Annotated in this window: 15 protein-coding genes; 5 read left to right on the top strand and 10 right to left on the bottom strand. The window is 66.3% G+C overall.

All coding sequences use genetic code 11. The annotated features are described in order from the left end of the window. Window positions 1-10 precede the first annotated feature (10 nt). The gene (locus tag JJ918_RS09635) at window positions 11-1,192 is read left to right on the top strand and encodes an ABC transporter permease (RefSeq protein WP_291886410.1); all 1,182 of its coding nucleotides are present in this window, start codon (window positions 11-13) and stop codon (window positions 1,190-1,192) included. A 32-nt stretch (window positions 1,193-1,224) separates the two neighbouring features. On the opposite strand, the gene JJ918_RS09630 is transcribed toward JJ918_RS09635, so the two are convergent. The 4 genes from JJ918_RS09630 to JJ918_RS09615 form a co-directional block, all read right to left on the bottom strand. Beyond that, window positions 1,225-1,986 carry a hypothetical protein gene (locus JJ918_RS09630; RefSeq protein ID WP_291886408.1) on the bottom strand — a complete coding sequence of 254 codons (762 nt, stop codon included), beginning with the start codon at window positions 1,984-1,986 and terminating at the stop codon, window positions 1,225-1,227. A gap of 62 nt (window positions 1,987-2,048) precedes the next feature. Then, window positions 2,049-2,426 (bottom strand): DUF6165 family protein, encoded by a 378-nt coding sequence (locus JJ918_RS09625; protein ID WP_367277688.1) that lies wholly within the window; start codon window positions 2,424-2,426, stop codon window positions 2,049-2,051. A 30-nt stretch (window positions 2,427-2,456) separates the two neighbouring features. Beyond that, the gene (locus JJ918_RS09620; RefSeq protein WP_291886401.1) at window positions 2,457-3,797 is read right to left on the bottom strand and encodes a dihydroorotase; all 1,341 of its coding nucleotides are present in this window, start codon (window positions 3,795-3,797) and stop codon (window positions 2,457-2,459) included. Continuing rightward, complete coding sequence (locus JJ918_RS09615; protein ID WP_291886400.1) at window positions 3,794-4,816, bottom strand: glycosyltransferase family 9 protein; 1,023 nt, start codon at window positions 4,814-4,816, stop codon at window positions 3,794-3,796. The genes JJ918_RS09620 and JJ918_RS09615 overlap by 4 nt, the downstream gene beginning before the upstream one ends. On the opposite strand from JJ918_RS09615, the gene JJ918_RS09610 reads away from it, so the two are divergent. Together JJ918_RS09610 and JJ918_RS09605 are read left to right on the top strand one after the other, a co-directional pair. Then, complete coding sequence (locus JJ918_RS09610; protein WP_291886398.1) at window positions 4,815-5,648, top strand: hypothetical protein; 834 nt, start codon at window positions 4,815-4,817, stop codon at window positions 5,646-5,648. The genes JJ918_RS09615 and JJ918_RS09610 overlap by 2 nt on opposite strands. A 52-nt stretch (window positions 5,649-5,700) precedes the next feature. Next, entirely contained in the window at window positions 5,701-6,558 is an 858-nt protein-coding gene (locus JJ918_RS09605) for a 50S ribosomal protein L11 methyltransferase (RefSeq protein ID WP_291886396.1), read from the top strand. A gap of 156 nt (window positions 6,559-6,714) precedes the next feature. Here JJ918_RS09605 and JJ918_RS09600 read toward each other — a convergent pair whose 3' ends face one another. Next, complete coding sequence (locus tag JJ918_RS09600; protein ID WP_291886394.1) at window positions 6,715-6,876, bottom strand: hypothetical protein; 162 nt, start codon at window positions 6,874-6,876, stop codon at window positions 6,715-6,717. A gap of 155 nt (window positions 6,877-7,031) precedes the next feature. On the opposite strand from JJ918_RS09600, the gene JJ918_RS09595 reads away from it, so the two are divergent. Both JJ918_RS09595 and JJ918_RS09590 read left to right on the top strand, forming a co-directional pair. Further along, window positions 7,032-8,870 carry an aminopeptidase P family protein gene (locus JJ918_RS09595; protein WP_291886391.1) on the top strand — a complete coding sequence of 613 codons (1,839 nt, stop codon included), beginning with the start codon at window positions 7,032-7,034 and terminating at the stop codon, window positions 8,868-8,870. After that, window positions 8,867-9,400 (top strand): hypothetical protein, encoded by a 534-nt coding sequence (locus JJ918_RS09590; RefSeq protein ID WP_291886387.1) that lies wholly within the window; start codon window positions 8,867-8,869, stop codon window positions 9,398-9,400. The genes JJ918_RS09595 and JJ918_RS09590 overlap by 4 nt, the downstream gene beginning before the upstream one ends. A 193-nt stretch (window positions 9,401-9,593) precedes the next feature. Here JJ918_RS09590 and ligA read toward each other — a convergent pair whose 3' ends face one another. From ligA to ftsZ, 5 genes are all read right to left on the bottom strand, one after another. Beyond that, complete coding sequence (ligA, locus tag JJ918_RS09585; protein ID WP_291886385.1) at window positions 9,594-11,702, bottom strand: NAD-dependent DNA ligase LigA; 2,109 nt, start codon at window positions 11,700-11,702, stop codon at window positions 9,594-9,596. Between the two features lie 305 nt (window positions 11,703-12,007). Further along, window positions 12,008-13,705 (bottom strand): DNA repair protein RecN, encoded by a 1,698-nt coding sequence (gene recN, locus JJ918_RS09580; RefSeq protein ID WP_291886383.1) that lies wholly within the window; start codon window positions 13,703-13,705, stop codon window positions 12,008-12,010. Window positions 13,706-13,730: 25 nt separating this feature from the next. Continuing rightward, a complete protein-coding gene (locus JJ918_RS09575; RefSeq protein ID WP_291886381.1) occupies window positions 13,731-14,564 on the bottom strand; it encodes an outer membrane protein assembly factor BamD in 834 nt (277 codons plus the stop codon). Window positions 14,565-14,682: 118 nt separating this feature from the next. Beyond that, the gene (gene lpxC, locus JJ918_RS09570) at window positions 14,683-15,582 is read right to left on the bottom strand and encodes a UDP-3-O-acyl-N-acetylglucosamine deacetylase (protein WP_291886379.1); all 900 of its coding nucleotides are present in this window, start codon (window positions 15,580-15,582) and stop codon (window positions 14,683-14,685) included. A gap of 234 nt (window positions 15,583-15,816) precedes the next feature. Then, a complete protein-coding gene (gene ftsZ / locus JJ918_RS09565) occupies window positions 15,817-17,457 on the bottom strand; it encodes a cell division protein FtsZ (RefSeq protein WP_291886378.1) in 1,641 nt (546 codons plus the stop codon). Window positions 17,458-17,631 lie beyond the last annotated feature (174 nt).

The following is a 17,631-nucleotide window of genomic DNA, read 5'->3' as shown; positions in this document are numbered from 1 at the left end:
GAGACGCGCCATGTTCAAACAGATCGGCGCCGTCACGATGATCAATCTGCGCTCCATCCCGCAGCGCGCCGGCCTGTCGCTGGCCACGATCATCTCCATTGCCCTGGTTACCGGCGTCCTGCTCGGCTTCCTGGCCATGTCCAACGGCTTCCGGGCGACCCTTCAGGGCACCGGGTCCGACAATGTCGCCGTTGCCCTGCGCGCCGGCTCCCAGGCCGAACTCAATTCCGGCCTGTCCAGCGAGGATGTCCGCCTGATCGAGGAAGCGCCCGGTGTTGCGCGGGACAGCGAAGGCCGCCCGCTCGTCTCCGGCGAGCTCTACGTCATCGTCGACGGCACCAAGCGCGCCTCGGGCACAGATGCCAACCTGCCGCTTCGCGGCGTGGGACCGCAGGCGCTATCCCTGCGTGAAGGCTTCGAAATGGTCGAGGGCCGCATGTTCGAGCCGGGCACCAACGAGCTGGTCGTCGGCGCCTCGGTACTGCGCGAGTTTTCCGGCTTCGATCTGGGCGAGACCATCCGTCTGGGCTCCAATGAATGGGTCGTCGTCGGCATTTTCTCGACCGGCGGGTCCGTGTTCGAAAGCGAGATCTGGGCCGATATCGCCGTCATCCAGAACCTCTATAATCGCGGCACTGCCGTGCAGTCCGTCCGCGCCCGCCTGACCTCCGTCGAGGCCATCGAGGACCTGCGCGCCTGGGAAGAGGACGAGCCGCGGGTCAATCTGGACATCGAGAGCGAGACCGATTTCTTCGCCAGCCAGGCCGGCGGCACCGCCGTGCTGATCGAATTCGTCGGCTGGCCGCTGGCCATCATCATGGCGATCGGTGCGCTCGCCGGGGCCTGGAACACGATGTATTCCTCGGTCGATACCCGCATGCGCGAGATCGCCACCCTGCGGGCCATCGGCTTTTCCGGCTTTGCCGCCGCCGTCGGCACGATGGTGGAATCGCTCGTCCTGGCCGCCCTTGGCGGCCTTGTCGGCGCGCTCGCCATCTATCTCCTGTTCAACGGCGTCTCGGCCTCCACACTCGGCTCGGGCTTCACCCAGGTGGTGTTCTCCTTCGCCGTCACCGGCGGATCGGTGATTGCCGGCATGGTGATGGCCGTGGTGATCGGCTTCTTCGGCGGCCTCGTCCCCGCCATCCGCTCGGCCTATGTACCGCTGCTGACGGTGCACCGGAGCGAATAGGTTTGCTGGCCGCGGCAGCGGCCACGCAAGGCCTACCCGTAATACGCATCCTCGGCTGCGCGGAGTTTTTCCTCGTCCTTGTGGGGGGGGAGGATTTCCATTTTTACGTGGCGGCGGCGATTGGTGGAGATCACGAAGAAGCGCTTGTCGGGATGATCCAGCTTGCTTTCGAGCATGGCCGAGGTGATCAGGTCGACATTCTTCAGATCGTCATCCGACATGCCGAAAGAGTGCGGCAGCTGGCGGCCATACTGTTCCAGCCCCATCTCGACGCATTGCCGGATGGCGCGGCGCTTCAGGCCGGCCGTGGTGAGATGCGGGCCCAGCTCGTCGCGGATTTCCGGATTGGAGCAGGGATAGATCGCCAGATAATTCGGCTCTTCGGGCAGATGCCCGTGTTCGACCAGGAGTTTCAGCCCTTCGCGAATGGTCTCGCGGGAGTGCTGGCGCGCCGTGATGATCGCCACCGGACGGCGCTTGAGCACGGCGTATTTGAAAATCTCCCAGGACGGGCCCTTCCAGCTGGCCGTGTCGAGCGCGCGGCGCACATCGCGCAGCAGGTATTCCTCGCCATTGCGGTCCTTGCCGTCGGCAAATTCGCGATAGGCGCGGGCCGGCGGATCGGCCCAGTCCTCCCACAGGCCCGGCACGCCGAGATAGGCCTTGATGTCCTCATACTCGTGCTGGCGCAGCGCCTGTTCTTCGCCGGTCATCGTGTTGAGCAGATGGATCCGGGTCGGCAGGTGGAGAATATTCTCGTCGATATCGAAGAAGTAGAAGCTCTGGCGATCCACGCTGGATGTCCTTGCTGTCGCGCTGTATGTTCAGCGCCGCATAACGGGACGCCGCGCCCGGTTCAATACTCGGCGTAGGATTTTTCTTCCACGATGGTCGAGCCCAAAAGGAGATTGATCTCCTTCTTCAGCGCCGCGCGCTTGTCATTGGTGACATAGACGGCGCGGGCCAGACGGATGAATTCCTCGCCGAAATCGCCCTTGCGCTCGCAGTCGCGGATATCGTCCTCGATCTCCCACAGCGCCTCGTTGACGGTCTTCAGCGCATCTTCCAGGCGCACCATCTCGTCGCTCTGCGGCACTTCTGCGGCTTGGGTCTTCTGCAGGATATCCAGCTCGGTGCGGACATTCTTCAGCTTCGCCTCGTCGCCGATGCGCTCGGACTTGATACGCAGAATGGTGATCTTGTCGATCAGCTCGCCCGGCGCAATGGCCGTCATGATGGTCGTGGTCACGGGGATTGTCCTATCCTAGCTGCGTTTCGGCAGCGCTTCCTGGAAGATGACGGGTTCGCCGGCGCCTTCGGTCACCAGGGCGCCGTCGCGCATGACGCTCTTGCCGCGCACGATCGTGCCGACGGGCCAGCCGGTGACGGTCATGCCGGCGAAGGGCGTCCAGCCGGACTTGGAGGCCGACCAGTCATCGGTGATCTCCACCGAGCGCTTCATGTCGATCAGGGTGAAGTCGGCATCCCAGCCGGCGGCCATGCGGCCCTTGCCGGCGATGCCGAAAATGCGCTGGGCGCCGTGCGAGGTGAGGTCGACGAAACGCTCGATGGTCAGCCGGCCGGCATTGACGTGGTCCAGCATGATCGGGACCAGGGTCTGCACACCGGGCATGCCGGACGGGCTGGCCGGATAGGGCCGCGCCTTTTCCTCCAGCGTGTGCGGCGCGTGGTCCGAGCCGATCACATCGACAATGCCGCGTTGCAGGCCGCGCCACAGGCCGGCGCGATGATAGGCGTCGCGCACGGGCGGGTTCATCTGGGCGCGCGCCTTGATGCGCTCGTAGATCTCCGGGCCTTCCAGGGTGAGGTGCTGGGGCGTGGCCTCCACCGAGGCGACATCGCGGTGAGCGGCCAGGAAGTCCATTTCCTCGGCCGTCGAGACGTGCAGCACGTGGATGCGCTTGCCGGTCTTGCGGGCCAGACGCACCAGGCGCTTGGTCGACAGGATGGCGGCCTCGGCATCGCGCACCACCGGGTGGCTGGTCCAGTCGCCCTCGACCGCCAGGCTGCGGCGTTCTTCCAGCCGGTATTCGTCCTCGGAATGGAAGGCGGCACGGCGCGAGATTGCGTTCAGCACGCGCTCGACGCCTTCATCATCCTTCACCAGCAGCGAACCGGTGGAGGCGCCCATGAAGACCTTCACACCGCAACAACCGACCATGCGCTCCATCTCGGGCAGCACAGCGGAATTCTCCGACGTCGCCCCGGCATAGAAGGCGTGATCGCAATGCATGCGGTTTTTCGCCCGGGCCAGCTTGTCCAGATGCATGTCCGGCGAGGTGGTGGTCGGCTCGGTATTCGGCATTTCGAACACCGCCGTCACACCGCCCATCACGGCGGCGAGCGAGCCGGTTTGCAGGTCTTCCTTCCACTCCATGCCCGGTTCGCGGAAATGCACCTGGGTGTCGATCACGCCGGGCACGACGAGCAGGCCGGTGCAGTCGATCGTCTCGGCCGCCGAGGCTTGCGAGAGATCGCCGATCTCCACCGTCTTGCCGTCGATGACGCCGATATCGGCGACGCCGCGTCCATTGTGATTGACGACATCGCCGCCCTTCAGGATCAGGTCGAATGTCCGGCTCATGGCTTGGTCCTTTCGAACAGGCTTCGGGCGGCATCATATACCGTATCGACGGCGAGGTCCGCGAGCAGGCTTTCCGGGTGTTTGCGCCGGTCGCCGTGGGCGCGGTCGATCTCGTCGAATGTGGCCGGGCCGCGCACCGCCTCGCAATGATCGCCCCAGGGCGCATAGCAGCGGTCGTCGGACGGGCCGAACAGGCCCAGCGTCGGCGTGCCCATCGCGGCCGACATGTGCATCAGCCCGCTGTCATTGCCGACATAGAGGCGTGCCCGCGCCAGGCAGGCAGCGGTTTCCGGCAGGCCCAGGCCCAGAAGGTCGACAAAGTCGAATTCCGGCAGGGCGTCATAGATCGGCTGGGCATAGGCGGCATCATGCGGCCCGCCCAGCATCACCACCCGCGCGCCGGGCATGACGCCGTCCGGCCCGGTAAAGCGCAGGATGAATTCGGCGAATTTCTCCGGCGGCCAGACCTTGAATATCCACGAGGCGGACGGGCAGATCGCCAGATATTCATGCCCCTCGGGCATGTGTTCCAGCGCCGCGGCGCGGTCGGTCTCCGACAGCCACAGGCCCGGATCGGGCGGTGTGTCTTCCAGCCCGAGAACGCTGGCCGCCTCGATCACCTTGTGCACCGGTTCGTCCGCCTGGCGCAGAATGCGGCGTTCGCGCGCGCGCAGCAGCCACGCCGTTGCCGAACAGCGCAGGTCGACAACCAGATCCCACTCAGTCCCCACCGTCTGGCGCCACAGGTCGAACCAGTGGCCGCCGGCCGGCTTCTTGGCCATGACGATGACCCGCTCCAGCCGCGGCACGGCGGCAAAGAGCGAGGCCGCCAGGGGGCCGCAGGCGATGGTGAAACGGGCATCCGGACGCGTTTCGACGAGATGGTTCAGCACCCCGGAATTGATGATGGCGTCACCGATCCGGGTCGAGGTGATGAAAAGGACGCGTTCCATGCCGCCGCAATAGCGCGCATGGCAGGTCTTGGCCAGACGCGAACACAATGCCATATGCCATTGCATGACCCTGCCCGACACCCCGCCCCGCCGCCTGCCCGGCCGCACCGTGATCTCCGTCGCCGGAGACGAGGCCCGCAGCTTCCTGCAGCGGGTGATCACCGCCGATGTCACCGGCCTGGAGCCTGGCGAATGCCGGCCCGGCGCGCTCTTGACGCCGCAGGGCAAGATCCTCACGGACTTCATGATTTTCGCCGAGAACAACACGGTCTGGCTGGACGTGCCGGAAGCCTCTGCCGAAGGGCTGGTGAAACGCCTCACCCTGTTCAGGCTGCGGGCCAAGGCCGAGATCGTCATGAATACCGATCTGGCCGCCGTGTGGGCGACCGCGCCCTTCCCCGGCTCGGCGCCCGATCCACGCCTGGGCGGCCGTATCCATCGCGGCATCGCCCGCGCCCTGGAAGCCGGCGAGGACAAGCCGCTGGACGCCTATGAATTCGAGGCCGGCGTGCCGGCCTTCGGCCGCGATTACGGCGAAGCGGAAGTCTTCCCCACCGACGTCAATCTGGACGTCTATGGCGGGGTGGGCTGGAAGAAGGGCTGTTTCATCGGCCAGGAAGTCGTCTCGCGCATGAAGCGCCGCGGCACGATCCGCAAACGCTCCATCCCGGCGGTCTTCGCGGGCGAAGCGCCGCCGCGCGGCACCGCCGTGATGGCGGGCACCGCCAAGATCGGCGCGATCAGCTCGTCGGCCGGACACACGGCGATCGTGCTGGCCCGGATCGACAAGCTGGCCGAGGTCGACCGCCATGCCGAGGCCGACGGCCAGCAGGTGCATCTGACCATCGACGAGGCGCTGCTGCCGCCCGTGCCGCCACAGCCGGTCGGCCCCGCTTGATTTTGCGGCCCTGAACGTCCATCACCCGCGCCAGTTTCAGGAGATGCCGCCCATGTCCACGCTCTGGCGCCTTGTCGCGCATGCCGATTTCGCGATCCTCGCCGACGCCGTCGAGCGGCTGGACGCTGCCGCCTCGGCGCCCGCCCTGTCCTGGTCGCTGTTCGAGGATGGCGACAGCGCGCGGCTGGACGTGCTGTTCGAAACCATGCCGGACATCGACACTTTCCGCGATATCTGCGGTCTGACCGAGGCCATCCCGGTGGAATTCGGCCCGATGCCGGAAGAGGACTGGGTGCGCCTGTCGCTGGAAGGGCTGAAGCCGGTCGAGGCCGGGCGCTTCACCCTGTTCGGCGCTCATGACCGCGATGCGGTCGCGGCCGGCCAGACCGGTATCGAGATCGAGGCCGGCCCCGCCTTCGGTACCGGCCATCACGGCACGACGCGCGGCTGCCTGATGGCCTTCTCGGACATGCTGGAGGCCGGCGAAAGCCCGGCAACCGTGTTCGATCTGGGCTGCGGCACGGCCGTGCTGGCCATCGCGGCGGCGAAAGTGCTGCCGGACGCCGAGGTGCTGGCTTCGGACATCGACCCGGAAGCGGTCGAGGAAAGTGCCGGGAACTGCGCCAAGAATGCGACGCCGGGGATCGACTGCTTCGTCGCCGAAGGCCTCGACCATCCCAAACTCGCCGGCCGCCGGTTCGAACTGATCTTCGCCAATATCCTCGCCGGCCCGCTGGTCGATCTGGCGCCGGGTATCGCGCAGGCCCTGACGCCGGGCGGCAAGGTGATCCTGTCCGGCCTGCTGACCGAACAGGAAGCCCGCGTGCGCGAGGCCTACACGGATGCCGGCCTCACCGTCGAGCGCCGCAAGCCGATCGAGGGCTGGGAAACCCTGATCGCGGTCAAATAGGGCTCACCCCGCTCGCGGGGGAGCTGTCCGCGTCAGCGGACTGAGGGGGTGGCGCGGAGCGCCATGGAGCGCGCCAGCGCGCAGACCTACCCCCTTCGACCTCCCCCGGCCCAGGCCGGGTTCGGCCACTTCCCCCGCTCACGCAGGGGAAGCCTTTTACTTCCGCTTCGCGTTGAGGCCGGCGCCGGCCAGGAAGGCGTCGACATCGGTGGTGCGCGGCTGGGTGCGCACGCCGGCGCGCTCGCGCGACCGGTCGAGGGCGCGGTTGATCATGGCGTTGGCATTCATGTGACGCCAGTCGTCGATCCCGTAGAACATGGAAAACTCCCTTGGTTTACCGGGCGTTTCCCATGAGTTTGTGCGCCGCACAATCTGCGTCCCGGCAATTCGCCCCTGCACAATCGCATGGCTTGGCGGAAGACCCGCTGCGACAAGGATTGAACCCGTTCGCGCGCGGGCATACCTTCCGCGCCATGACCCAGATGATTTCCCAGACTTTCGACGTCAAAGGCGGCCCGCACTATGGTCGCGAGAACGTCCCGAAGATCCGCGCCGCACTCGACGAGCTCGGCCTGGACGGTTTCCTGATCCCGCACGAGGACGAGTACGACAATGAGTACCTGCCCGACTGCAATGAACGCCTGTTGTGGGCGACCGGGTTTTCCGGCTCCGCCGGCGCCGCCCTGGTGATGAAGGACCGCGCCGCGGTCTTCGTCGACGGGCGCTATACCCTGCAGGTGAAAAACCAGGTCGATGGCGAGATTTTCGAATACGCCGACCTTGTGGAACAGGGCATGGCCGGCTGGATCGAGGACAAGGGCAAGGCCGGCGAAAAGATCGGCTATGACGCCCGCCTGCACTCGCCCGCCGCGCTGCACCGTCTTCAGGTCGCGGCAGGCCGGGCCGGTGTGACACTGGTTCCGGTGAGCGAGAATCCGGTCGACCGGGCCTGGACCGACCGTCCGGAACCGCCGATGACCCCGGTCATCCCGCACCCGATCGAATATGCCGGCGAGGATCACGGCTCCAAGCGCACCCGGATCGGCGCGATTGTCGGCAAGGAAGGCGCCGATGCGGCGGTCATCACGGCACCGCCCTCGATCGCCTGGCTGTTCAATGTGCGCGGCAGCGACGTGTCGCGCTCGCCCCTGCCCCTGTCGGCCGCGATCATCGACAAGGACGGCACAGCCACTTTCTTCGTCGCGCCGGAGAAGATCACCGACGAGACCCGCGCGCATCTGGGCAATGAGATCGCCCTGCGTCCGGAGAGCGAGTTCGGGGCGGGCCTGGCCGAGTACAACGGCAAGACCGTACGCGTCGATCCGACCACGGCCTCGGCCTGGGTGCTGGAGAGCCTGCGCGGCGGCGGTGCCGACGTGCAGCAGGCCGAGGACCCGGTGATGCGTCCCAAGGCGCGCAAGAATGCCGCCGAGATCGAGGGCGCCCGCCAGGCGCATATCCGCGATGGCGGCGCGATCGTGCAATTCCTGCACTGGCTGGACACGTTCGCCCAGTCCGGCGAGGTCGACGAGATCGAGGCCGCCCAGAAGCTGGAAAGCTTCCGCAAGCAATTGCCCGAATTGCGCGACCTCTCCTTCGACACGATCTCCGGCGCCCAGGGCAATGGCGCCTTTGCGCACTATCGCGTCTCCGAAGCGACCAATCTGAAACTGGCCGAAGGCACGCTCTACCTCGTGGACAGTGGCGGCCAGTATCCCGACGGCACGACGGATATCACCCGCACCGTGCCGATCGGCGCGCCGACGGCCGAGATGCGCACCCAGTTCACGCGCGTGCTGAAGGGCCATATCGCCCTGTCTATGGTGCGCTTCCCCAAGGGCACGACCGGCACCCAGCTGGACGTGCTGGCGCGTCTGCCCCTGTGGCAGGCCGGGTTCGACTATGACCATGGCACCGGCCATGGCGTGGGCAGTTTCCTGGGCGTGCATGAAGGGCCGCAGCGGATTTCCAAGGCGTCCAATACCGTGCCGCTGGAGCCGGGCATGATCGTCTCGAACGAGCCGGGCTATTACAAGGCGGACGGCTATGGCATCCGCATCGAGAACCTGCAATTCGTCACCGAGGCGGCCGATATCCCCGGCGGCGAACGGCCGATGCTGGGCTTCGAGACGCTGACCGTCGCGCCGATCCACAAAGGGCTGATCGACACGCATCTGCTGACCGCCGACGAGCTGGCCTGGCTGGACAGCTATCACGCCATGGTGCGCCAGCGCGTGCTGCCGCTGGTCTCCGGCGAGGTGGCCGACTGGCTGCTCAAGGCGACCGAACCGCTGGCCGGCGCCACGCCGTGATCCGCACCGGCCTTGTCATCATCACAGCAGCCGCCCTTCTGGGCGGCTGCTTTTATTCCGACCGGGCCCTGATCGGCCGGTTCTCGGCCGACTTCCCGCTGGAAGAAGGCGTTTATGCCCACACGCCCAACCATCCCGACGGCCGTCCCTTCGACCGGCCGATGTGGACGGGCTATGTGGAACAGCGCGGCGGGCGCTATCATTCCGACATCGCCAACTTTCCCCATGAAGGCGTGCGCCTGCGCGAGATCTCACCGGGCCTCTATGCCGGGATGAGACAGAATGACGATGTGTGGCTCTACGGGCTGGTCTATGTCTATGAGGGCGGTGTGGCCGCCTATCACCAGCCGCAATGCGACGACCTCGCCGAAGCCGAACGCAATCGCTACGAGATCTTCGAGAACGAGATCGAACCCGGCACCTGCCGCCTGGAAGACTGGGACGTGCTGGAAGCCGTACTGCTGAGCTATGTCGCCGGGTTTGACGGTGAGCTGCCGGTGGACGGGGTGTACCGGCGGGTGGAGGAGTAGGGGGCAGTTCTGCCTGTCATCCCGGCCGCACGGCCCGCGCAGGCGGGCCGCAGGGCCGGGACCCATACGCGCTATTGCCGGCCGGAAGCAGGTCCGCTGCCCGCGACAGCTGGATGGGCACCGGGATTATAGGTCCCGGACTTGCGCCCGGCCTTCGCCGGGCATCCATCCGGGATGACACCCGCGATGGTCCTCACCCTTCCCCGATCAGCACGAACCACTCGTCCTCGGTGAGCGTCTCCACGCCCAGTTCGGCCGCCTTCTTCGCCTTTGAGCCGGCACCGGGGCCGGCGACCAGATAGTCGGTCTTGCCCGAGACCGAGCCGGAGACCTTGGCGCCCAGCGATTGCGCCTTGGCCTTGGCCTCGTCGCGGGTCATGCGCTCCAGCGTGCCGGTGAAGACGACCGTCTTGCCGGCGACCGGGCTGTCATTGGCGACGGCTTCGGCGTCCTCGATGGAAAGTTCGGCCACCAGCCGGTCCAGCAGGTCGCGATTGTGCTGTTCGGTGAAATACTGGTCCAGCGCCTCGACGGCGGCATTGCCGATGCCGTCAATGCCCAGCATCTCGGCCCGCACGGTCTCGTCGGCGAGGTTTTCCGCCGCCTGGCGGAAGGCCGTCCAGCTGCCATAGGTGCGTGCGAAGAGCTGGGCGGTGTTCTCGCCCACATGGCGGATGCCCAGCGCATTGATGAAACGGTCCAGGGCGATGGTGCGTCGGCTGTCGATGGCGGCGAAGAGATTACCGATACTCGTCTCGCCGAAGCCTTCACGCTCCTGCAGGGGCGGCGTGATGTCGCCGGCCTCATTGCGCCGTTTCAGGGTGAAGATATCGGCCGGTTCGCGAACCAGGCCCTCTTCGTGGAACATGTCGATCTGCCGCGTGCCCAGCCCCTCGATATCGAAGGCCTTGCGCGAGACGAAATGCTTCAGCCGCTCCTTCAGCTGGGCGTCGCAGATCAGCCCGCCGGTACAGCGGCGCACCGCGTCCAGCTTGCCGGTTTTGGGATCGTGCTCGCGCAGCGCCTGGCTGCCGCAGACCGGGCATTCGGTGGGGAATTCGAAGGGCTCTGCCCGGCCCGCCCGGTCCGGATCGACCACCCGCACGACCTGGGGAATGACATCGCCGGCGCGCTGGATCACCACCGTGTCACCGATACGGATATCCTTGCGCTCCAGCTCGTCCTGATTGTGCAGGGTCGCATTGGTGACCACGACGCCGCCGACCGTCACCGGGGTCAGCCGGGCCACCGGCGTCAGTGCACCGGTGCGGCCGACCTGGATATCGATGGCTTCCAGCACGGTGGTGGCCTGTTCGGCGGGGAATTTGTGGGCGATGGCCCAGCGCGGCGCACGGGCGACAAAGCCCAATCTTTCCTGCCAGTCCAGCCGGTCGACCTTGTAGACCACACCGTCGATATCATAGCCCAGCGTGGCGCGTTTCGCCTCGATGTCGCGATAGACGGCGATGAGATCGTCCACGCTCTCGCAGCGCGTCATCAGCGGATTTGTCGGGAAACCCCAATCGCCCAGGCGCCTGACCGCGTCGAGCTGAGTCTCGGCCAGCGGCGCACTCACCTCGCCCCAGGCATAGGCAAAGAAGCGCAGCGGGCGCTGGGCGGTCATGGCCGGATCGATCTGCCGCAGCGAGCCGGCGGCGGCATTGCGCGGGTTCTTGTAGGCGGGCTTGCCGGCCTCTTCCTGCCGCCTGTTGAGCGCGGCGAAATCCTCATGCGACATATAGACTTCGCCGCGCACTTCCAGCACGTCGGGCCAGCCGGAACCCGGCAGGGTTTCCGGGATATCGTCCAGCGTCAGCAGATTGGCCGTCACGTCCTCGCCGGTCTGGCCGTCGCCGCGGGTGGCCCCATGCACGATGCGGCCCTTCTCGTAGCGGATGGAGGCGGACAGGCCGTCGATCTTCGGCTCGGCCGTGATCGCCACGGCTGCATCCTCTGCCAGGCCCAGGAAGCGGCGGATACGGCCCACGAAATCGGCCACGTCCTCATCATTGAAGGCATTGCCCAGCGACAGCATCGGCACGGCATGGACGATCTCGCCGAACTTGCCCGAGGGCGCCGCACCGACGCGCTGGGTCGGGCTGTCGGCACCGGCCAGATCGGGAAAACGCGCCTCGACCGCTTCCAGCCGCTGGCGCAGCGTGTCGTAGGCCGCGTCGGAAATCTTCGGCGCATCCTGCTGGTAATAGGCCTTGTCGTGCGCGGCGATTTCCTTCGCCAGCCGCTTGTGCTCGGCCCGCGCCTCGTCCGCGGTGAGAGTGTCGACATCCTTGAGTGCGCTCATCGCCGGCTCCGTTGCGATTCGAAGTGCGAGATTAGGGCATCGCGGCCCGCATTCGCAGCCAGAGTGGCAGGGCGGGACGGGTTTGTCGCGGGTTCCCGGAATTCACCAGTATTGTCACCCCGGCCGGATGCCCGGCCCCGGGCCGGGCGCAGAGCCGGGGCCCATAAACACCGGCAGTGGCCGAAAGCAGGCGCGGTTTCGATTTTTGAAGAACAGGATCGTCTCCGAGCGTATGGGTCCCGGCCCTGCAGCCCGCCTCCGCGGGCTATCCGACCGGGATGACACCTCACATGGTGTTGAAAAGCCTAAACCTTCACTGACATCAGCGCATCCGCCTGGGCGCGCGCTGCGTCGGTCACCTCTGCTCCGGAGAGCATGCGGGCGATTTCCTCGCGGCGTTCGTCGCCTTCAAGGCGGACGAGCGTGGTGCACACCCCGCCCTTGCCGTCATCATCCTTGACGATCTTCCAGTGGTGATCGGCCACGGCGGCGACTTGCGGCGAGTGGGTGACGACCAATGTCTGGCCTTTCTCGGCGAGGCGTTTCAAGCGGCGGCCGACGGCGTCGGCGACAGCCCCGCCCACGCCCTGGTCGACCTCGTCGAATACCAGGACCAGGCCCTCATCCTCGCCCGCGAGCGAGACTTTCAGGGCCAGGCCGAAGCGCGAGAGTTCGCCGCCCGATGCGATCTTGTCCAGCGCACCGAAGGGCGCGCCGGGATTGGTCGCGACCTCGAAGACCACGCTGTCGCGGCCATCCGGGCCGGCGCGCTCATCGTCGGAGGTGACGGAGACGCGGAAGCGCGCCTTGTCCATTTTCAGCGGCGGCAGTTCGGCGGCCACGGCCCCGGCCAGCGCCTCGCCCGCCTTCTCGCGGCTGCGTGATAGCGCATGCGCAGCATCGTCATAGCGGGCGCGGGCCGCGGTCACGGCCTTCTCGGCCTCGGCAATGCGGTCGGCGGCATTCTCGATCGCGTCGAGCTGTTCGGCGAGCCGGCCATGCAGGGCGGGCAGTTCGTCGACATCGACATTGTGCTTGCGCGACAGGCCGCGCAGGGCGAAGAGCCGCTCCTCCACCGCATCCAGCCGGCCGGGCTCGACATCGAAAGCCTGGGCGGCATCGCCCAGCGCGTCTTCTGCCTCGGTGAACTCGATCAATGCGCGGTCGATGGCGGAGGCGGCCCGGTCCAGCGCCTCGCCGGCGGCACCGCCGCCCTCGCCGATATGGCCGCGCACACGCTCCAGGCCCCGCAGGGCTGCGTTCAGCCGGCCTTCAAGACCGCCGCCATCGCCGGCCAGGGCCTCCTGGGCCTCCTGCAGATCGCCCAGCGCCCGCTCGGCGCCCTGCAGGAACTGACGCTCTTCGGCCAGCTCGGCTTCTTCACCGGTCTTCGGCGACAGGGCTTCAAGCTCTTCCAGGGCGTGGGTGAGAAAGGCCTTTTCCTCGTCCGAGGCGCGATTGGCACTCACCAGCTCATCCAGCCGGCGTCGGGCCCCGGAATACTCCTTCCAGGCCGTGCGGCAGGCGGCGCGCAGATCGTCATGCCCGGCATAGGTGTCCAGATAGCCGCGATGGGTTTTCGGATCCATCAGGCCGCGCCCGTCATGCTGTCCGTGGACTTCCACCAGCACATCGCCCAGCGAGCGCAGGAGGCCGATACTGGCCGCCTGGTCGTTGACATGGGCACGCGAGCGGCCGTCCTCGCCAAGCCGGCGGCGCAGGATCAGGGGCTCGCCGGGTTCGACCGCGATCCCCGCCTCGTCGAGCAGGGCACGGGCGGGATGGCTGTCGGGCAGTTCGAATTCGGCGACGGCCTGGGCTTCGTCGGCACCGGCGCGCACCTGGGCGCGATCGGCCCGTTCGCCGGCCGCCAGGCCCAAAGCCCCGAGAAGAATGGATTTACCCGCGCCGGTTTCGCCGGTCAGGGCACAGAGCCCGCTCTCGAAGACCGCATCCAGCGTATCGATCAGGACGACATTGCGAATGGAGAGGGAGAGCAGCATTCAGGGCGTTCGCACCCCCGACCCGTCAGCCGAACAGACGACGCCAGGCCCGTTCGAAATAGGACGGGTCCTCGCGCTCGGGATCGACCTCGAGCGTAATGCCCTCACGCGTCAGGAGGTCGTAGCTGTTCTGGTACCACTCGCTGCCCGGGAAATTGTAGCCGAGCACGGACGCGACCTGGCGGGCTTCCTCGTCGACGCCGAGCGCCACATAGGACTCCACCAGGCGGTGCAGCGCTTCGGGCACGTGCGAGGTCGTACCGTATTCCTGCAGCACATTGCGGAAGCGGTTGATGGCGGCCAGGTGATAATTGCGGCGCAGATACCAGCGGCCGACGCTCATTTCCTTGCCGGCCAGGTGGTCGCGCGTCATGTCGATCTTCAGACGCGCATCCGTGGCGTAGCGGCTTTCCGGATAGCGACGCACGACCTGCTCCAGCGCATCCAGCGCCTGCTGGGTCGCAGCCTGGTCACGGCCGACATCCATGATCTGCTCGAAATAGCAGATCGCGATCAGATAGTAGGCGTAGGCCGCACTGCGATTGCCCGGGTGCAGCGAGATGAAGCGTTCGGAGTCCGAGATCGCTTCCTCGTAATTGTTCGACTGGTAGTTGGCGAAGGCCGCCATCAGCATCGAGCGGCGGGCCCACTCCGAATAGGGGTGCTGGCGCTCGACCTCGTCGAACATCGCCGCAGCGATGTCGTACTGATTCCGGTCCATCCGCTGGATGGCTTCCGCATAGATGGTTTCCGCCGGGCGCTCGACATAGGCGACAGCCGTATCCGGACGGTTGGAAGAACACCCCGCAAGGACAACAGCAATGGCAAGCGGAAACAGAGTACGCGGCGAAAGGGTCATGGGGACACGGGGCTCGACAATTTTGGCGGCCGGACGACCACCCGTTCAATCAGCGTTGTAGCGGATGATTGGCCGGGGCAAAAGTACCCCTTCAGTAACCTTGACGGTCAACCGCGTGTCAGGAGTGCGCCAGCGCCATGTCGCGGGTGACGCCATCGCGCATGTTCACCCACTTCCAGGCGCTCGTATCCTCAAGCAGGGCACGCACGGCCATGTTGTTGATGGCATGGCCCGGACGCTCGGCGGAATAGCAGCCGATGATCGGCGCGCCGGCGAGATAGAGATCACCCAGGGCATCCAGCGCCTTGTGCCGCACGAACTCGTCCTTGAAGCGCAGCCCTTCCGGATTGGCGATTCCCGTGTCGTCGAGCACGACGGCATTGTCCATCGAGCCGCCGCGGGCGAGACCGGCCGCCAGCAGCGCGTCGTAATCCTTGCGGAAACCGAAGGTGCGGGCACGGGCGATATCGGTGGAGAAGATTTCCGGCGTGATGTCGAACACGCAGGCCTGCCGGCCGACGGCCTGGTGCTCGAAGGCGATCTCGATCTCGATCATCGGCTTGAGCGCAGGCAGGAAACGCGCGCAGCGATCGTCCAGATCCAGCGTCACCGGCTTGAGCACCTGGATGGCGCGGCGCGGCACGGACTGGGATTTCAGGCCGACCTGGCGGATCAGCTTGACGAAGGGCTCGGACGAACCGTCCATCACCGGGATTTCCGGACCGTCGACCTCGATCACGGCATCGTCGACACCCAGGCCGGCCAGAGCCGCCATCAGGTGTTCGACCGTGGCAATCGTCACACCGGCGTCATTCTGCAGGGTGGTACCGAGACGGACTTCGCTGACAGCGTCGGCGCGCGCAGCGATACGGTTGTCGCGATCATCAATGTCGGAGCGGATGAAGCGGATACCCGAGCCGGCGGAGGCCGGTTGCAGGACCATGCGGACCCGTTCGCCGGAGTGGAGACCGATACCCGCACAGACTGCGGGGGCTGCCAATGTCTGCCGGTAAGTCACTGTCTAACGCCGCCTGCTACTATCTTACTCAACGGTCTGACTCACTCGGCGGTCTGGCCAAGCGGGCCAGGCCCCGACGGAAGCCGTCGTCCCTGGCTGGCACACAACACCACGGGGCTCCAGCACGCAATTAAAGCATTGTTGCGTTTTGTTACGCACTCGCAGCAAGACGCTTCAAACAAAACGGCCCGCCGGCGACTGCCAGCGGGCCATCTTGTAATTCAATGCGTTAGCCTAGTTCGCCTGACGGCGCAGGAAGGCCGGAATTTCCAGATCGCCCTCTTCCAGGCTGTCACCGAACAGATCGCCCGATGCGCGCGGCTGGGAGGTCTGGACCGGTGCGGTCTTGGTCACGGGCGCGGCCTTGACCGGCGCCGGCTCGGCCGGCTTGCGGCGGCGGCCGAAAAGCGAGAAACCGCGCTTGGGTTCGTCGTCATCCGCGGCGACATCCGGCTGGCTCACCGTGGCACGGCGCTGCTCGTAACGGGCGTTGAGGCTGGCAGCCTCCTCGGCCAGACGGGCCTGGTCGCGCAGCACCTGCGGCTGTTGCACCTCGACCAGCGTCTCGGAGATCGCTGCGGGACGGGTTTCCATCACATAGGGATCGCTGTCACGTGTGATTTCGGTATCGGCAATCGCGTCGGACAGGTCTTCCGCACCGACCGCCCGCTTGAGCGGTTCGGCCTGCGGCTCGATTTCGGTTTCCGGCATTTCGCGCGTCTCGGTGCGTGTCGTGACCGGCTCCGGACGCGCGGCGACGGTGCGCTCGGGCGTGGCCGGCGGATTGACGCGGCCCGGACGGTCGGACCCGGTGCGCTTCCACGGCAGGATTGCATCGTTCGGGCTGGAGCGTTCGGCTGTCTGCGGCGCGGTGCGCTGACGGCTGCGCGTATCGTTCACGACAGCCGCCTCGGCATCGATACCCGTGGCAACGACGGAGACGCGCATGGAGCCTTCCATGGTCTCGTCGAAGGTGGAACCGACAATGATATTGGCTTCCGGATCGACTTCCGAACGGATCTCGTTGGCGGCTTCGTCGACCTCGTAGAGGGTCATGTCGTAACCGCCGGTGATGTTGATCAGCACGCCCGTGGCGCCCTTCATCGAGACATCGTCCAGCAGCGGGTTGGAGATGGCGGCCTGGGCAGCGTCGACGGCGCGCTTCTCGCCGGAAGCCTCGCCCGTACCCATCATCGCCTTGCCCATCTCGTTCATCACGGCGCGGACGTCGGCGAAGTCGAGATTGATCAGGCCCGGCATGACCATCAGGTCGGTAATGCCGCGCACGCCGGAATGCAGCACCTGGTCGGCCATGGAGAAGGCCTCGGCAAAGGTCGTCTTCTCGGTGGCGATACGGAACAGGTTCTGGTTCGGAATGACGATCAGCGTATCGACATGTTCCTGCAGCTGCTCGATGCCGGCCTCGGCCAGCTTCATGCGGCGCGAGCCTTCGAAGTGGAACGGCTTGGTCACCACGCCGACGGTCAGAATACCCATTTCCCGGGCCGCCCGTGCCACGACCGGTCCCGCGCCCGTCCCCGTTCCGCCGCCCATGCCGGCTGTGATGAAAACCATGTGCGCACCGGCAAGGTGCTCGCGAATGTCATCGATGGAGTCTTCGGCCGATTGTTCGCCGACTTCCGGCCGGGCGCCCGCGCCCAGGCCTTCGGTGATCGCCGCGCCCATCTGGATGCGCTTTTCCGACTTCGAGCGCGTCAGTGCCTGCGCGTCGGTGTTGGCGACCACGAAGTCGACACCCTCGAGGCTCGACTCGATCATGTTGTTGACAGCGTTCCCCCCGGCGCCACCGACACCGAACACGACAATCCGGGGCCGCAATTCGGTTGTTTCAGGAATGGAGAGATTCAGCGTCATGTGGGACCCCATGCACGAAGCGGTAAGGTTAACGGGCTCTTGAGTCGGCAGTCTCTACCAGAGACGCTTAATCAGGCGTTAAGTTCCTGCGGCGCGCCGCAAAAATGCTTAATCTTCGCAGGTCATATTTCAGTACCGGACCTCAACACCGCCGGACGACGGCGGTTTTCCGGT

Origin of the sequence: Maricaulis sp. (assembly GCF_017642925.1) — a bacterium.
Lineage (GTDB): Bacteria > Pseudomonadota > Alphaproteobacteria > Caulobacterales > Maricaulaceae > Maricaulis.
Note: the sequence above shows the minus strand (reverse complement) of the source record. Positions and strands in the feature narration are given on the sequence as shown.